The sequence below is a fragment of the Streptomyces sp. Da 82-17 genome (genome assembly GCF_046098215.1).
Classification (GTDB): domain Bacteria; phylum Actinomycetota; class Actinomycetes; order Streptomycetales; family Streptomycetaceae; genus Streptomyces.
The window spans coordinates 62,191-77,032 of record NZ_JBJURH010000010.1 but is presented as its reverse complement, the minus strand read 5'-3'; the positions used below and the strand labels follow the sequence as shown (position 1 = coordinate 77,032).

Annotated in this window: 12 protein-coding genes and 1 tRNA gene; 9 read left to right on the top strand and 4 right to left on the bottom strand. The window is 73.1% G+C overall.

Features of this window, described 5'->3' with window-relative positions; genetic code table 11:
- Positions 1 to 87 precede the first annotated feature (87 nt).
- Together ACIDOF_RS19105 and ACIDOF_RS19100 are read right to left on the bottom strand one after the other, a co-directional pair.
- Complete coding sequence (locus tag ACIDOF_RS19105) at positions 88 to 1,869, bottom strand: protein kinase domain-containing protein (protein WP_409007135.1); 1,782 nt, start codon at positions 1,867 to 1,869, stop codon at positions 88 to 90.
- A 146-nt stretch (positions 1,870 to 2,015) separates the two neighbouring features.
- Positions 2,016 to 2,088: transfer RNA gene (locus ACIDOF_RS19100), tRNA-Arg, on the bottom strand.
- A gap of 306 nt (positions 2,089 to 2,394) precedes the next feature.
- On the opposite strand from ACIDOF_RS19100, the gene ACIDOF_RS19095 reads away from it, so the two are divergent.
- From ACIDOF_RS19095 to ACIDOF_RS19060, 8 genes are all read left to right on the top strand, one after another.
- Complete coding sequence (locus ACIDOF_RS19095) at positions 2,395 to 4,008, top strand: dynamin family protein (RefSeq protein WP_409007134.1); 1,614 nt, start codon at positions 2,395 to 2,397, stop codon at positions 4,006 to 4,008.
- A 5-nt stretch (positions 4,009 to 4,013) separates the two neighbouring features.
- The gene (locus tag ACIDOF_RS19090) at positions 4,014 to 6,263 is read left to right on the top strand and encodes a GTPase (protein WP_409007133.1); all 2,250 of its coding nucleotides are present in this window, start codon (positions 4,014 to 4,016) and stop codon (positions 6,261 to 6,263) included.
- A 169-nt stretch (positions 6,264 to 6,432) separates the two neighbouring features.
- Positions 6,433 to 6,960 (top strand): single-stranded DNA-binding protein, encoded by a 528-nt coding sequence (locus ACIDOF_RS19085; protein WP_409007132.1) that lies wholly within the window; start codon positions 6,433 to 6,435, stop codon positions 6,958 to 6,960.
- A 177-nt stretch (positions 6,961 to 7,137) separates the two neighbouring features.
- On the top strand, positions 7,138 to 8,589 hold the full coding sequence (locus tag ACIDOF_RS19080; protein ID WP_409007131.1) for a Cys-Gln thioester bond-forming surface protein: 1,452 nt from the start codon (positions 7,138 to 7,140) through the stop codon (positions 8,587 to 8,589).
- 168 nt (positions 8,590 to 8,757) lie between these two features.
- Entirely contained in the window at positions 8,758 to 9,048 is a 291-nt protein-coding gene (locus ACIDOF_RS19075) for a hypothetical protein (RefSeq protein ID WP_409007130.1), read from the top strand.
- Positions 9,049 to 9,272: 224 nt separating this feature from the next.
- Positions 9,273 to 10,937, top strand: coding sequence for an energy-dependent translational throttle protein EttA (gene ettA, locus ACIDOF_RS19070; RefSeq protein WP_409007129.1), 1,665 nt, complete (start codon positions 9,273 to 9,275; stop codon positions 10,935 to 10,937).
- Positions 10,938 to 10,947: 10 nt separating this feature from the next.
- The gene (locus tag ACIDOF_RS19065; RefSeq protein WP_409007128.1) at positions 10,948 to 11,379 is read left to right on the top strand and encodes an acyl-CoA thioesterase; all 432 of its coding nucleotides are present in this window, start codon (positions 10,948 to 10,950) and stop codon (positions 11,377 to 11,379) included.
- Positions 11,376 to 12,089 carry a hypothetical protein gene (locus tag ACIDOF_RS19060; RefSeq protein ID WP_409007127.1) on the top strand — a complete coding sequence of 238 codons (714 nt, stop codon included), beginning with the start codon at positions 11,376 to 11,378 and terminating at the stop codon, positions 12,087 to 12,089. Before ACIDOF_RS19065 ends, ACIDOF_RS19060 begins: the two co-directional genes overlap by 4 nt.
- A gap of 119 nt (positions 12,090 to 12,208) precedes the next feature.
- Here the strand turns inward: ACIDOF_RS19060 and ACIDOF_RS19055 are convergent, their stop codons facing one another.
- Positions 12,209 to 12,613: a globin gene (locus tag ACIDOF_RS19055; protein WP_409007126.1), complete on the bottom strand. Its 405-nt coding sequence runs from the start codon at positions 12,611 to 12,613 to the stop codon at positions 12,209 to 12,211.
- A 109-nt stretch (positions 12,614 to 12,722) separates the two neighbouring features.
- Between ACIDOF_RS19055 and ACIDOF_RS19050 the strand changes: the two genes are divergently transcribed.
- Positions 12,723 to 13,712 (top strand): methyltransferase domain-containing protein, encoded by a 990-nt coding sequence (locus ACIDOF_RS19050; RefSeq protein WP_409007125.1) that lies wholly within the window; start codon positions 12,723 to 12,725, stop codon positions 13,710 to 13,712.
- Between the two features lie 33 nt (positions 13,713 to 13,745).
- Here the strand turns inward: ACIDOF_RS19050 and ACIDOF_RS19045 are convergent.
- A partial coding sequence (locus ACIDOF_RS19045) for an FHA domain-containing protein (RefSeq protein ID WP_409007124.1) occupies positions 13,746 to 14,842 on the bottom strand: 1,097 nt, incomplete at its 5' end.

Sequence of the window (14,842 nt, the reverse complement as noted above, 5' to 3'; positions counted from 1 at the left end):
TCACCCAGCCGGTGACCAACGCGCGATGCCGTGTGCCGGATGCTAGGCCGAGCCTCCTCGGCCGTCCACCGGTTTTGTGCCGGGCCGTCAGGTGCGGCTGCGCAGCGCCCGCCAGGTGTTGGGCCCGACCACGCCGTCGACGTCGAGGCCACGCGCGCGTTGGAACCGTTTCACCGCGGTCCTGGTGTCCTCCCCGAACTGCCCGTCCACGCCCGCGCCCCCGATGCTGTACCCACGCCGGCTGAGCATGCACTGCACCTGCACGACGCGCTTCCCCCGGTCGCCGAAGCGCGTCAGCTCGGTGCCCGCGTAGTACGTGCACTGCGTGATCCAGGGCGGTGCCGTTCTCGTCGGCTTCGGCGTGGTGCTCGGCTGCGGCCGGCTGCTGGGCTTCCCGGAGGCCGTACGGGTCGGGCTCGCGGGGCGCGTGGTCGACGCGGTGGCGTCGGGCGAGGCGTCCGGGCCGCCGCCGTCGGCGCTCGGGGAGCCGCCGCCCCGCGCGGTGTCGGACGCGGAGGGGCTGGTCAGGCCGGACTCGCCCGCCGGTTCCGGGGACTCGGGCGCACTCACCGAACCGGCCGGCGCGGGCCCCGCCTCGGTCTCGGGCTCGCCCTGCCGGGTCAGCAGGAACGCGGTGAGGGCCACGGCGCACACGGCGAGCGAGGCGACGACGGCGAGATACGCCCGCCGCCTGCGGCCCCGCCGACCGGGCCCGCCGTGCACCTCGGTGTCCCGCGGGAGGGTGCTCCCGGGCGCGGGCCCGGCCGGGGGAGCGGGTGCGGGCGGGGGTGCGGAGACGGACCAGGGCGGGGGAGCGGGCGTGAGCGCGGGCGGGGTTGCGGAGGCGGACCGGGGCGCGGGTCCGGCGGCGGGGCCTCCGGCGGCGCCCGGCAGCCGCAACTGCACGGTCCGCTCGACCGGCACCCGGCTCAGCACGTCGTACGCCTCCCGCCGCGCCGTCACCTGGGCGTGCAGCGGTTCGTGCCACCGCCCCGGCCAGGGGCGCGCTGCGGCGGCCTCGGTCAACTGCCCGGGGGTGGGCCGCAGTCCGGGCTCCTTCGCCAGGCAGGCGGACAGCAGATCCGCCAGGTCCGGGTCGACGCCGACGAGCTCCCCTATGACGTCCGCGTACGGCTCCTCGAAGGCGACGCGGTGCATGACGTCCACCCCGGTGCCGTCGCCGAACGGGGCGCGGCCGGTCGCCGCGAAGACCAGCGTGCAGGCCAGCGAGAACACGTCCGAGACGACGTCGGCCCGCCCGTCCCGCAGCCGCTCCGGCGACATGTACGCGGGTGTGCCGACGGCTTTGCCGGTGGTGGTGATCGAACTCGCGTCGGCGGCCTGCGAGATCCCGAAGTCGATGACGTACGCGCCGTCCGCGCCCAGGATCACGTTGGACGGCTTGAGATCGCGGTGCACGACCTGCGCCTCGGTCAACTCGTCCAGCGCCCGGCCCAGTTCACCGACGAGCCGCCACACCCCGCTCGCCGGGAGCGGCCCGAATGCGTGCACGGCCTCCGACAGGTTGGGGCCCGGCAGGTACTCGGTGGCCATCCACAGCAGGTCGGAGTCGAAGCCGGTGTCGAGCAGCCGCGGCGCGTGCGGACTGTGCACCCGCGCGAGCACGGCCGCCTCCCGCTCGAACCGGCGGCGGAACTCGGCGCTCTCCGCGTACTCGGGCCGGATCACCTTGACCGCGGCCAGCCGCTCCGCACCCTCGTTCGTGGGCCGCGCGAGATAGACCCGCCCCATGCCGCCGCTGCCGAGCAGCCCCAGCGGCACATACGCCCCGATCCGCACCGGGTCCCCGCTCCGCAGCCGCCCGGCCCCGGCCATCCCGAGCGCCGCCTCCACGTCCTCCCCCGGCATGACACCCCCCACCTCGGCCCACCTGCCTCGCGAGGCTACCGCAGCCCACTGACACCTGAGACGGCCCGATCCGAACCACCGACGGCGCCCCGCCGAACCGCTTACGAACAGCAAAAAGCCCCTCCCGAAGGAGAGGCTGGAAGAAGCGCCCCCGGCAGGACTCGAACCTGCGGCCAAGCGCTTAGAAGGCGCCTGCTCTATCCACTGAGCTACGGGGGCCGAATGACGGCCGTGGCCTGGAGCCCGGATGTGGGGGTGTCCGTGACCTCGCCGGGGACAAGGATAGGGCTCCGGTGTCCTTGTCCCGGTTGCTTCGCCTCCGCGGCGCGATGTGGAGGTTCGGTGAAGCGGTCCCGATAATCGCAGGCAGGTACGAATTCTGCAGCGGTTTTGGCCTCTCGCGCATCGGGTGTTGTGCACTCGTTATGCCTGCGGGCCCTCTCGTCCCGTCTGTCTCAAGTGTCCGACCGGCGCGCAGGGGCTCATATCCTTCAGAAAAGCTCCAAAATTGGGCATTCTTCGCATGTGGTGACCTTGGACGTTCGGCCTCAGCTGCTCGAAGCACTCTCCGCCCTGCGCGACCGTGTCGCCTCCGCACGCTTTCCGCTCCCATTGGCGGGTGCTCCACGCGCGCGTGCCAACCGGGACGAGCTTCTCGCGCAGCTCGACGACTATCTGGTGCCCCGGCTGCGGCAGCCCGAAGCGCCGCTGCTCGCGGTCATCGGCGGCTCGACGGGCGCCGGGAAGTCGACGCTCGTCAACTCCCTCGTGGGGCGGCAGGTCAGCGAGGCGGGGGTGCTGCGGCCCACGACCCGCACACCGGTGCTGGTCTGCAATCCGGAGGACCACCACTGGTTCGCGGGACTGCGCGTACTGCCCGAGTTCACCCGCGTCTGGATGCCGCAGGAGGACGGGCAGCGCGGCGGCCGTGACGAGCCGCACGCGGGCGCCAAGCCCGGTGAGCGCGTGCTGCGCATCGAGACGGCGGCCACCCTGCCGCGCGGCCTCGCCCTCCTCGACGCCCCCGACATCGACTCCCTGATCGCCGGGAACCGCGAACTCGCCGCCGAGCTGATGTGCGCCGCCGACGTCTGGGTCATGGTGACGACCGCCGCCCGCTACGCCGACGCCGTCCCCTGGCACCTGCTGCGCACCGCCAAGGAGTACGACGCGACACTCGTCTCCGTACTCGACCGCGTACCGCACCAGGTCCTCGCCGACGTCTCCCGGCAGTACGGCGCGCTGCTCACCAAGGCCGGGCTCGGCGAGGTGCCGCGGTTCACGATCCCGGAGCTGCCCGAGTCGGCGGGCGGCGGCGGGCTCCTTCCGGCCACCGCCGTGGCGCCGCTGCGGGCCTGGCTCACGCACCGCGCCCAGGACCCCACCGCCCGCGCCCACGCGATGAGCCGCACCGCCGCCGGACTCCTCGCCTCCCTCGACTCCCGGATGCCCGAGCTCGCCGGCGCCGTCTCCGCCCAGTACGCCGCCGCGCTGCGCCTCACGTCCGCCGTCGACGAGGCGTACGAGCGCGAGCACGCGCGCGTGCGGGGGCGTCTGCAGGCGGGCGGCGTCCTCGCGGGCACCGCGCTCAGCCGGTGGCGCAGCTACCCCCTGGACTGCAGCGCGGGCGAACTCCTCGACGCGATCGTGGAGAGCCTGGCCGCGCTCCTGCTGTGCTCGGTCTCCGCCGCCGGGCAGCGCATCGACGAGCAGTGGTCCCGCGAGCCCGCCGCCACCGCGCGTGAGCTCGCCGAGCGCGAGGCCGACGGCGAGGGCGCCGAGCACCGCATCGGCCTGGAGGCCCGCAGGTGGCGCCGCGTCCTCGAGGAGTACGTCGAGGAGGAGGTGCGCGGCCAGGAGAACCCGCCCGACCCCGAGGCCGTCACCGCGCTCCTCGCCACCGCCCTGCTCGGCGGCCGGCGGGCCCGCTCGGCCGGGGAGACGCTGGCCGAGCGGATCGGCGCGCACGGCGCCCTCAAGCTGCGCGACCGCGGCGGGCGGCTGCTCACCGAATGCGTCGACAAGGTGCTGCGCGCCGAACGCGAGCGCAGGCTCGCCCCGCTCGACGCCCTCGACATCCAACCGGAGCCGCAGGCCGAACTCATCGCCGCGCTGTCCGTACTGAAGAAGGAGAGGTGACCGCGGTGACTGCCGTCACTGATCACACCAGCGGCAAGGAGCCCGCCGAGCCGACCGGAACGGGCACCTCCCGCGAGCGGTCCGTCGCGAACTCCGGCGGTGACAACGCGGAACAGCGCGGCGGGAGTTCGAGCACCGGTACGCGGGCACGGGCCGGTGCCTCCTCGGCCGGCGACGCGGACGGCGGTTCCGCCGCGGAGCACGGGGAGAAGCGATTCCGCAGGTCGCGCGCCGGCCGCCGCGCCGCCGAAAAAACCGCACAGGAAAGCGCACGCAAGGAAGCCACCGGCAAAAACGGCACCCATAAGGAAGCCGATCTCCGCGAGGAAGGCGACGAACGCTCCTGGGACGACGGCCTGATCGCCCGCCGCGTCGGCGACGCACCGGACAGCACCCGGCGCCGCGACGAAAACCACGCCCACGCGCGCGTGGAGGCCTTCGACCAGCACAGCCAGGACCCGCACAGCGACAACACCCCGCACAGCACCACGTACGAGCCGGAGCTGCGGGCGCGGCTCGACGCGCTGCGGGAGCTCGTCGGCCTGTCCCGCACCCGCCTCGACGGGCAGACGCTGGCCGAGGCGGGCCGGGTGCTCGACCAGGCCGCCGCGCGGCGCGGGCTCTCCGACCGGCACACGGTCGTCGCCATCGCGGGCGCCACCGGCAGCGGAAAGTCGACCCTGTTCAACGCCCTTGCGGGGGTGGCCATTTCGGACACCGGAGTGCGCCGCCCCACCACGGCCGCACCCATCGCGTGCAGCTGGACGGACGGCGCCGCCGGGCTGCTCGACCGCCTCGCCATCCCGGGCCGACTGCGCCGCCGCCCCCTCCAGCACACCACCCAGGGGCCCGCGCTGGACGGCCTCGTCCTGGTCGACCTGCCGGACCACGACTCGGCGGCCGTCGAGCACCGCGAGCACGTGGACCGGATCCTCACCCTGGTGGACGCGGTGATCTGGGTCGTCGACCCGGAGAAGTACGCCGACGCCGTCCTGCACGAGCGCTACCTGCGCCCCATGGCCGGCCACGCGGAGGTCAGTTTCGTCGTCCTCAACCAGACCGACCGGCTCCCCGGCGACGCCGCCGACCAGGTCCTCGACGACCTGCGCCGCCTCCTCGACGAGGACGGCATCGCCCTGGGGGAGCACGGCGAACCGGGCGCCACAGTGCTGTCCCTGTCCGCCCTCACCGGTGACGGCGTCGGCGAACTCCGGGAAGTGCTCGGCCAGTTCGTCGGCGAGCGCCGCGCGGCGGCCCGTCGCATCCACGCCGACCTGGACGCCGCCGCGGCCCGGCTGCGCCCCGTCTACGCGGCGGGGCGGCGCGTCGGGCTCAGCGAGCGGGCGCGCGAGGAGTTCTCCGACCGGCTCGCGGACGCGGTCGGCGCGGCCGCCGCGGGCCAGGCCGCGGAACGCGCGTGGCGCAGGAACGCCGGCAAGGCCTGCGGCACCCCGTGGCTGCGCCTCTGGCGCTGGTACGAGACACAGCGCACGCCCCTTCTGCTGCGCGCCAAGGCGACGCCCGCCCCGCCCGCCGACGAGGAGGCGACCGCCCGCCAGCGCGTGGAGCAGGCAGTACGCACGGTCGGCGACGAGGCGGCGGTCGGCCTGCCCGCACCGTGGGCGCAGTCCGTGAAGGAGGCCGCCGCGCGCGGCGCGCAGGGCTTGCCGGAGGCGCTCGACGAGCTGGCGACCACGGCGGCCAACCCGGCCCGGCGCCCGCCGCGGCCCGGCTGGTGGCCGCTCGCGGTGTTCGCGCAGGCCTCGATGACGCTGCTTCAAGTGGTCGGCGGCATCTGGCTGTTGGGCCAGGTCATCGGCGTCTTCCCGCCCAACCTCGGCTCGCCCGTGCTGCTGATGATCGCCGGGATCGTCGGCGGCCCGGGAGTCGAGTGGGCCTGCCGGATGGCCGCCCGCGGCCCGGCCAGACGGTACGGGATCGAGGCGGAACGGAAACTCCGCGAGGCCGCCGCCGCGTGCGGGCGCGCGCAGGTGCTCGACCCGGTCGCGGCCGAGCTGCTGCGCTACCGCGAGGTGCGCGAGCAGTACGTGCGGGTCACCGGGGCCGCCGGAGCGGGGCCGTCGGTGGCGATGGGCTCGCTCGGGACCGTTGGGTCGGCGCGGTCGGGCGGCGCCGGTCGGGGGAGCGGTGCGGGCGACTCGGACGGTTCGGGCGGCTCCGGAGGCCTGGGCGGCTCGGGTGGCTCGCGGGGCGGTCGGACGGCGGCTGGGGAGCGGAAGCTCACGGTCGGGTGACGGAGTTGTCCACAACCGGCCGGTAGTCCACAGGCCGGAGCGGGCTCGGCCCGCAGGTTGCAGTCTGAGATCGCGGCAGATCGCCGGACGATCTCCGCGCCACCTGCGGGACGGGCCCGCAGGCATGTCGGGAGCCGCGTTCGGGGTGCGGCTCCGGGGAGGGGACGAGATGAACGAGACGATGCTGACGGTCGTGGGGAACGTGGCGACGAAGCCGGTCTTCCGCGAGACGCCCAACGGCCCGGTGGTGCGCTTCCGGCTCGCCATGACCTCCAGGTTCTTCGACCGTGCGGCCCAGGGCTGGAAGGACGGGCACACCAACTTCTTCACCGTCTGGGCCTGGCGCGGGCTCGCGGCGAACGTGGCCTCGTCGGTCTCGGTCGGCGAACCGCTGCTCGTGCGCGGCCGGTTGAAGGTGCGCAGCGAGGAGCGCGGCGGGCAGTCGTGGACGTCGGCGGACATCGAGGCGTACGCGGTGGGGCACGACCTGTCGCGCGGGACGTCGGCGTTCCGGCGCACGAGCCGGGTCGTCGTGGAGCCCTCCGCGGCCTCGCAGGCGGAGGTTGCCGACGGTGCCGTGATGGGGCGTCAGGACCAGCTCGACCGGATGGCGGCCGGTTCCCAACTGGCCGACGACGAGCCGCAGTTCGAGCTTCCGGCGCCGAGCCCGGGACGACAGCCGGAACCGGCCACGTAGGGCGGTCTGGGGGGTGATTTGTCGATTCGGGCAGGTCACCGTCGTATCCAGCGATAACGATTCCGAGTCGGAACGGTTATCTGATGGCATGACAGGGATGTGCGGTGCGCGCGCCTCCATAGGATGCCGGGCGTAACTCACGGGGCAGTTGATGCTGCTGGCGGGACCGACCCCCCCATGACCCCCCATGCGAACGGGTCCCGCCCGGAGGGGAAATCAGTGTTTTCTTCGTTCTCAGTGCGTCGGCGCGGCGCCGCCCGCCTCGCCGTCGCCGCACTCGTGTCCGGCCTGGTCGCGGCCGGCGCGACCATCGGCGCGAGCCCGGCGGTCGCCGACGACGCCCCGCAGCACCAGGGAGGTGCGAGCGCGACCCTGGGCGGACTGAAGACCTACGGCCAGGCCGTCATACGTGACGGCGGCGAGCGGCAGCGCATAGCCGCGGGCCTCTTCGAGATGGCCGTGGACGACGGCGGCATGCTGCAGACGTACTGCATCGACGTCCACAACCCGACCCAGAAGGACGCGAAGTACCAGGAGACCCCCTGGAGCGCGACCTCGCTGAACGCCAACCCGCAGGCAGGAAAGATCCGTTGGATCCTGCAGAACTCCTACCCGCAGGTGAACGACCTGGCCGCGCTCGCCAAGAAGGCCGGCGCCCGGGAGCTGACCGAGCAGGCCGCCGCGTCCGGCACCCAGGTCGCCATCTGGCGGTACTCCGACGGCGCCGACGTCGAGGCGCTCGACCCGCAGGCCGAGAAGCTCGCGGACTACCTGGAGAAGAACGCCCGCGACCTGCCCGAGCCCAAGGCGTCCCTGAGCCTGGACCCGCCGGCCGTGTCCGGCAGGTCCGGTGAGCGGATCGGCCCCGTGACCGTGCGCACCAATGCGCAGAGCGTGACCGTGGCCCCGCCGGCCAACGCCGCCGCCAGCGGCGTGAAGATCGTCGGCAAGGACGGCGAGCCCCGGACCACGGCGGCCAACGGGCACCAGCTGTACTTCGACGTGCCCGAGGACGCCGAGGCCGGCACCGCCGAGCTGACCCTGCAGGCCTCGACGACCGTGCCCGTCGGCCGGGCCTTCGCGTCCGAGTCGAAGAGCCAGACGCAGATCCTCGCCGGGTCCAGCGAGTCGACCGTGTCGGCCACGGCCACGGCGCACTGGGCGGAGAAGGGCGCGATACCCGCCCTGTCCGCACAGCGGAACTGCGCCAAGGGCGGCGTGGACATCACGGCGGCGAACAAGGGCGACGAGCCGTTCACGTTCGAGCTGATGGGCACGAAGCACACCATCGCGGCCGGTGACGCCCAGACGGTCACGATCCCGCTGCAGGAGGACCAGGCCTACGACTTCACGATCACCGGGCCGAACGGATACGAGAAGCGCTTCAAGGGCGTGCTCGACTGCAAGACCGCGGGCAGCTCGGGCGGCGACAGCGCCTCCCCGGCCCCGCAGCCCAGCCCGGCCTCCGCGGGCGGCACGGGGGCGAACGACGGCCCGGACCTGGCCGAGACCGGCAGCTCCAACGCCACCCCGATGATCGCGGGCATAGCCATCGCCCTGGTCGTGGTCGGCGGTGCGGCGGTGTTCCTGCTCCGAAAGAAGAAGGACGAGGCGGGCGAGAGCGAGTAGTGCCTGTGTGACTCTCCGAGCACATCGGCCCCGTCGCTCCCGAGCACGGGGCCGATCTGTGTCTCCGGCCCAGCGATCGACCGGCCGACACCCCACGGCTGCCACGGCGGCGGTTTCCGAGCCCGGGGCTCTTCGGAGCTGCAGGCGGTCGAGGCCATCATGGTGGGCGTGAATCCTGAATCTGGAGGTTCCCCGACGGGGGCCGCTCACGTCACGGCTGCGGCGGATGGTGCCGGGCTGGTCTTCACGTGGGCCGAGGGCGCGCGGATCCAGGTGCGAGACCTCGGGGGCGAGGTGGTTGTCGAGGCGAATGCGGCGGGTCTCAGGACGCTGGCCGGCCATCTGCTGGCGCTGGCCGGAGACGGCGTTCCCGATGGGGCCCATCTGCACCTCGAAGACAGCAACGGACTGGACGAGGGGTCCGTCGGCCTGGTGCTGGAGCGCAGTGACGCGGAGTAGCGGTGCCGGAGCACGGCTCGCCAGCAGCGAGGGCTGGGCCGCGCCCGGGCCGTGAGAGGCGAATCGCGGGTGATCGACAGCGACAATCAGGGACAGATCGGCTCTGCGGGCCCCCGGCAACCGCCAGATCAGGGACCCTCCGCCAAACGGGTTTCGTTCTAGCGGTGGCCGTACGGCAAGATGGGGTGTATCTGCCCACTTCCAGTTCTGCCGGACGGTTTCTCTTGGCTGAGTACATCTACACGATGCGCAAGACGCGCAAGGCGCACGGCGACAAGGTGATCCTTGACGACGTCACGCTGAGCTTCCTCCCCGGCGCGAAGATCGGTGTGGTCGGTCCGAACGGCGCCGGTAAGTCGACCGTTCTGAAGATCATGGCCGGTCTGGAGCAGCCGTCCAACGGTGACGCGTTCCTCTCGCCCGGCTACAGCGTCGGCATCCTCCTGCAGGAGCCCCCGCTGAACGAGGAGAAGACGGTCCTGGAGAACGTCCAGGAGGGCGTCGCCGAGACCAAGGGCAAGCTCGACCGGTTCAACGAGATCGCCGAGCAGATGGCGACCGACTACACCGACGAGCTGATGGAGGAGATGGGCAAGCTCCAGGAGGAGCTGGACCACGCCAACGCCTGGGACCTCGACGCCCAGCTCGAGCAGGCCATGGACGCCCTCGGCTGCCCGCCCGGCGACTGGCCGGTCACCAACCTCTCCGGTGGTGAGAAGCGCCGCGTCGCCCTGTGCAAGCTGCTGCTCGAGGCCCCCGACCTGCTGCTGCTCGACGAGCCCACCAACCACCTGGACGCCGAGTCGGTGCAGTGGCTGGAGGCGCACCTCGCCAAGTACGCCGGCACCGTCGTCGCCATCACCCACGACCGGTACTTCCTGGACAACGTCGCGGGCTGGATCCTGGAGCTCGACCGCGGCCGCGCCATCGGCTACGAGGGCAACTACTCGACGTACCTCGAGACCAAGCAGACCCGTCTCAAGGTCGAGGGCCAGAAGGACGCCAAGCGCGCCAAGCGGCTCAAGGAAGAGCTCGAGTGGGTGCGGTCCAACGCCAAGGGGCGGCAGGCCAAGTCCAAGGCGCGCCTTGCGCGTTACGAGGAGATGGCGGCCGAGGCCGACAAGATGCGGAAGCTGGACTTCGAGGAGATCCAGATCCCGCCGGGCCCGCGCCTGGGCAACGTCGTCGTCGAGGTCAACAACCTCACCAAGGGCTTCGGCGAGAAGCTCCTCATCGACGACCTGAGCTTCACCCTGCCGCGCAACGGCATCGTCGGCGTCATCGGCCCGAACGGCGCCGGCAAGACCACGCTGTTCAAGATGATCCAGGGCCTGGAGACCCCGGACTCGGGCCAGATCAAGGTCGGCGACACGGTCAAGATCTCGTACGTCGACCAGTCGCGCGAGAACATCGACCCGAAGAAGACGCTGTGGGCCGTCGTCTCCGACGAGCTGGACTACATCAACGTCGGCCAGGTCGAGATGCCGTCCCGCGCGTATGTGAGCGCCTTCGGCTTCAAGGGCCCGGACCAGCAGAAGCCGGCCGGTGTGCTCTCCGGCGGTGAGCGCAACCGTCTGAACCTGGCGCTCACCCTCAAGCAGGGCGGCAACCTGCTGCTCCTCGACGAGCCGACCAACGACCTCGACGTCGAGACCCTGTCCTCCCTCGAGAACGCGCTGCTCGACTTCCCGGGCTGCGCCGTGGTCGTCTCCCACGACCGCTGGTTCCTGGACCGAGTGGCGACGCACATCCTGGCGTACGAGGGCGACTCCAAGTGGTTCTGGTTCGAGGGCAACTTCGAGTCGTACGAGAAGAACAAGATCGAGCGGCTCGGTCCGGACGCGGCGCGTCCGCACCGTGCCACGTACAAGAAGCTGACGCGAGGCTGAGGCTCACTCCGTGACCAGGCACATCTACTCCTGCCCGCTGCGCTGGTCGGACATGGACGCCTTCGGGCACGTCAACAACGTCGTCTTCCTGCGGTATTTGGAAGAGGCGCGGATCGACTTCATGTTCCGACTGGCGCCGGGCGACGGTTCGCCGTCGTTCTCCGGCGGCTCCGTCGTGGCCCGCCACGAGATCGACTACGTACGGCCGTTGGTGCACCGGCACGAGCCGGTGACCATCGAGTCGTGGGTGACGAAGATCGGGGCGGCCTCGCTCACGATCGCGTACGAGATCAAGGACCCGGACCAGGTCTACGTCCGGGCGTCCACGGTCGTCGTGCCGTTCGACCTGGAGGCGCAGCGGCCGCGTCGGATCAGCGCGGAGGAGAAGTCCTTCCTGCTCGAGTACATGGACGACGAGGGTCCGGGGGCGCTTGCCGCATGACGGCTGCGCCGTTGCGTTTCGCCGACGCCGGGGAGGCGGCCGACCTGGCCGCCTTCCTGGCCCGGCTCATCCACTACGACAAGGCCGCGGCCGTACGGCTGCAGGCCGGGGGCGGGGCGCTCGCCGTGTTCGGGCGGCCGCCGTCCTTCGAGGTGCTCGCCATCCGCGCCGCCCGGCTCGCCGAGCCGGCGAAGCTCGACGTGACCGTCTCGGCAGGTGAACTGCTTGAGGGGATCGACGAGTCGGCGGGTACGGCGACGGTGCCAGCGGCCGTCACCGGGCCGCCGTGGGCCGGGGTGCTGCCCCCGCGCGGCGGCTGGCAGCAGCTTCCCGGGCTGCCCGGGCTCGACGCGGTGCGCCGGGCCGTGGGCGTCGCGGTCGGTGAATTCCGGGCGCGTACCGAGGAGTTGGACCCGGAGAAGCGCACCCGGGCCGAGCTGGACCGGATCGGCCGGGAGATCTGGTCGCGTCCGGTCGGCGACACCGAGCTGCCGGTGCGGGCCGCGCACGCCGCGCAGGCGCTCGGCTTCCTCCGCCCCACGGCCGCCGAGCCCGGCCCGCAGAGCCATGCCGGTCCGCAGGGCCATGCCGGTCCGCAGAGCGGGCTCGCGTTGCTCGGGTCGGGCGCGTGGCTGCGGCTGCGCACTCCGTACGGCTCGATCGCCGTACGCAAGGCGGGAGTCGGGTCGCTCAGCGTCAGCCCCGCGTAGGGCACGCATCGGCCTGACACGACCGAAGGGCCCGCCCCGTTCGCCGGGGCGGGCCCTTTCGTGTGCCGGTGTGCCGGTGTGCCGGTGCGCTGCCCGGGAGGGGCGGCGGAGGGCGGGGGTCAGCTCGCCGTGTTGACCATCGAGGCGGCCGCGTACGTCAGGTAGTTCCAGAGCGTGTGCTCGTGTTCCTCGGAGAGGTTGAGCTCCTCGACGGCCACGCGCATGTGCTTCAGCCACGCGTCGTGCGCGGCCTGGTCGACCGTGAACGGCGCGTGCCGCATGCGCAGCCGGGGGTGGCCGCGGTTGTCGCTGTACGTACGGGGCCCGCCCCAGTACTGCATCAGGAAGAGCGCGAGGCGCTCCTCCGCCGGGCCCAGGTCCTCCTCCGGGTACATCGGCCGAAGCAGCGGGTCTTCGGCGACGCCCTGGTAGAAGCGGTGCACCAGGCGCCGGAAGGTCTCCTCGCCGCCGACCTGCTCGTAGAACGTCTCTTCCTGAAGCGTGCCGCGCGGAATCTCCATCACCCGTCCATGGTCTCAGACGAGGAGACCGAGGACCCCGGGCCTAGGACTTCCCCCGACGAGCCACCGCCGGGGCCTCGCGTCCGGGGGCGGATCGCAGGACAGTGGGGGTATGGGAGCCGAGCCGCCGCAGGAACCCCCCGTGCCCGTCGCCGCGCGGGCGGTCGCGGCGCGGGTGGCGCTGGTGCGGGAGATCGAGGAGAGCGGCGCCTTCGCGGCCGATCCGGAGTGGCGGGAGGCGTTCCTGGAGGTGCCGCGACATCTGTTCGTGCCGTACTACTTCGTCGAGACGGAGCGCGGGTACGAGCGGCTGTGGGGCGAGGACCCCGATCCGGCGCGGCGTGAGCGCTGGCTGCGCGGGGCGTACGCGGACGAGCCGCTCGCCACGCGGGTGCGCGACGGGGAGTTGATCTCGTCCAGCAGTCAGCCCTCGCTGATGGCGATGATGCTGGCGGAGCTGCGCGTACGGGACGGGGACGAGGTTCTGGAGATCGGCGCCGGGACCGGCTACAACGCGGCGCTGCTCGCCCACCGGCTGGGCGACGAGCTGGTCACGACGGTCGACCTGGACCCGGAGATCACCGAGTCCGCGCGCCGGCACCTCGCGGTGGCGGGCCGCTTCCCGACGGTCGTCACGGGCGACGGGGCGCGGGGCTGCGCGGAGCGTGCGCCGTACGACCGGATCGTCGCGACCTGCACGCTGGAGACGGTGCCGCGGGAGTGGCTCGCGCAGTGCCGGCGGGGAGCGCGCGTCCTGGCGCCGCTCGCGACGGGGCTGATCCTGCTCGACGTACGGGACGAGGAGCACGCGGAGGGGCGGTTCCTGCACACGCCCGCGTACTTCGTGCCGCTGCGGGGCGGCGTACGGGAGGAGGAGCGGGGGCCGGCGACCGGTGGGCTGCCGCGGCGGGCGTTGCAGAGCGAGCTGTTCCGCTTCCTGCTGACGCTGACTCAGGACGTGCTCGACCCGCACGAGGCGCTGGCGCTCTGGCAGCGCGAGGGGAAGCCGGTGCGGGAACGGTTCGGGGTCACGGTGAGCGGCGCCGACGTGTGGGCGTGGCTGGATGATCCAGCCGGCCCGTACGCGTGGCCGCTGCCGTGACCCCGAACAGCGTCTTCCTGCTTGTGCCTTGGCTCAGCCGCGGCGGATCGTGATCGTCGTCCATGCTCCGACGTGCACGCGGTCGCCGTCCTGGAGCGGGACGGGGACGAACGGCTGGATCGGGTCCTCGCCGCCGTTGACCGTGGTGCCGTTGGTGGAGTTCTGGTCGACGACCGCCCAGCTGCCGTCGGGCTGCTGGACCAGGACCGCGTGCTGGTGCGAGACACCCGGGTCCTCCGGCGGCACGGACAGGTCGATGTCCGGGGTGTCACCGGTGGAGTGGCGGCGGCGGCCGATCGTCATCTGGTTGCCGACGAGCTGGCGCTGCTGCTCCGGGGAGTACGCGGGCAGGTTGAGGCTGGAGGCCTCGGGACCGCTGCGGTTCATCATCGCCATGAAGTACTCGCGGTCCGGGCCGATGGTCGCCGTCCAGTTCGCGGGTCCCTGGCCGCCCTGCGGCGGGTAGCCGTAGCCACCGCCGGGCTGACCCTGCGGGCCGGGGCCCTGCTGACCGGGAACCGGCTGGCCGGGCATGCCCTGCTCCGGGAAGCCCTGGCCGGGTCCGGGCTGACCGGGTCCGGGCTGGCCGGGCCGGCCCGCGTCGGGGAAGCCCTGACCCGGAACGCCGGGACCGCCGGGACCACCAGGAGCGCCCGGGGCGCCGATGCCGCCGGGACCGCCGGGTGCACCCGGGCCGCCCTGCTGGTCGGGGAAGCCGGGCTGCGGCGGAGCCGGGGCGGGCGCCGGGGGCGCCATGGACTCCTGCGGGGAGGGCGGGGCCTGGCCGGCGGGCGGCGGGATCGTCCAGTCGTCGTTGCCGCCGAGGGACGGTCCGGGCGGGGCAGGCGACTGCGGACCACCCTGGAAGCCGCCCTGCTGCGGACCGCCCTGCGGCGCGTCCGGGAAACCGGGCGGGGGCGGGCCCTGCTGCGGGCCGCCCCCGAGCGAGCCGGGACCGCCGGGAGCACCGGGGCCACCGGGCGCACCCGGGCCGCCCTGCGAGGCGTCCGGGAAACCGGGGGGAGGCGGGCCCTGCTGCGGGCCGCCGCCGAGCGAGCCGGGACCGCCGGGCGCGCCGGGGCCGCCCTCCGAGGCGTCGGGGAATCCGGGCGCACCCGGACCACCCTGCG

Coding starts and splice junctions, on each gene's coding strand:
- ACIDOF_RS19105 (WP_409007135.1), bottom strand. CDS start 1,869: ATGCCGGGGGAGGACGTGGAGGCGGCGCTCGGGATGGCCGGGGCCGGG.
- ACIDOF_RS19085 (WP_409007132.1), top strand. CDS start 6,433: ATGAACGAGACGATGCTGACGGTCGTGGGGAACGTGGCGACGAAGCCG.
- ACIDOF_RS19080 (WP_409007131.1), top strand. CDS start 7,138: ATGACCCCCCATGCGAACGGGTCCCGCCCGGAGGGGAAATCAGTGTTT.
- ACIDOF_RS19060 (WP_409007127.1), top strand. CDS start 11,376: ATGACGGCTGCGCCGTTGCGTTTCGCCGACGCCGGGGAGGCGGCCGAC.
- ACIDOF_RS19050 (WP_409007125.1), top strand. CDS start 12,723: ATGGGAGCCGAGCCGCCGCAGGAACCCCCCGTGCCCGTCGCCGCGCGG.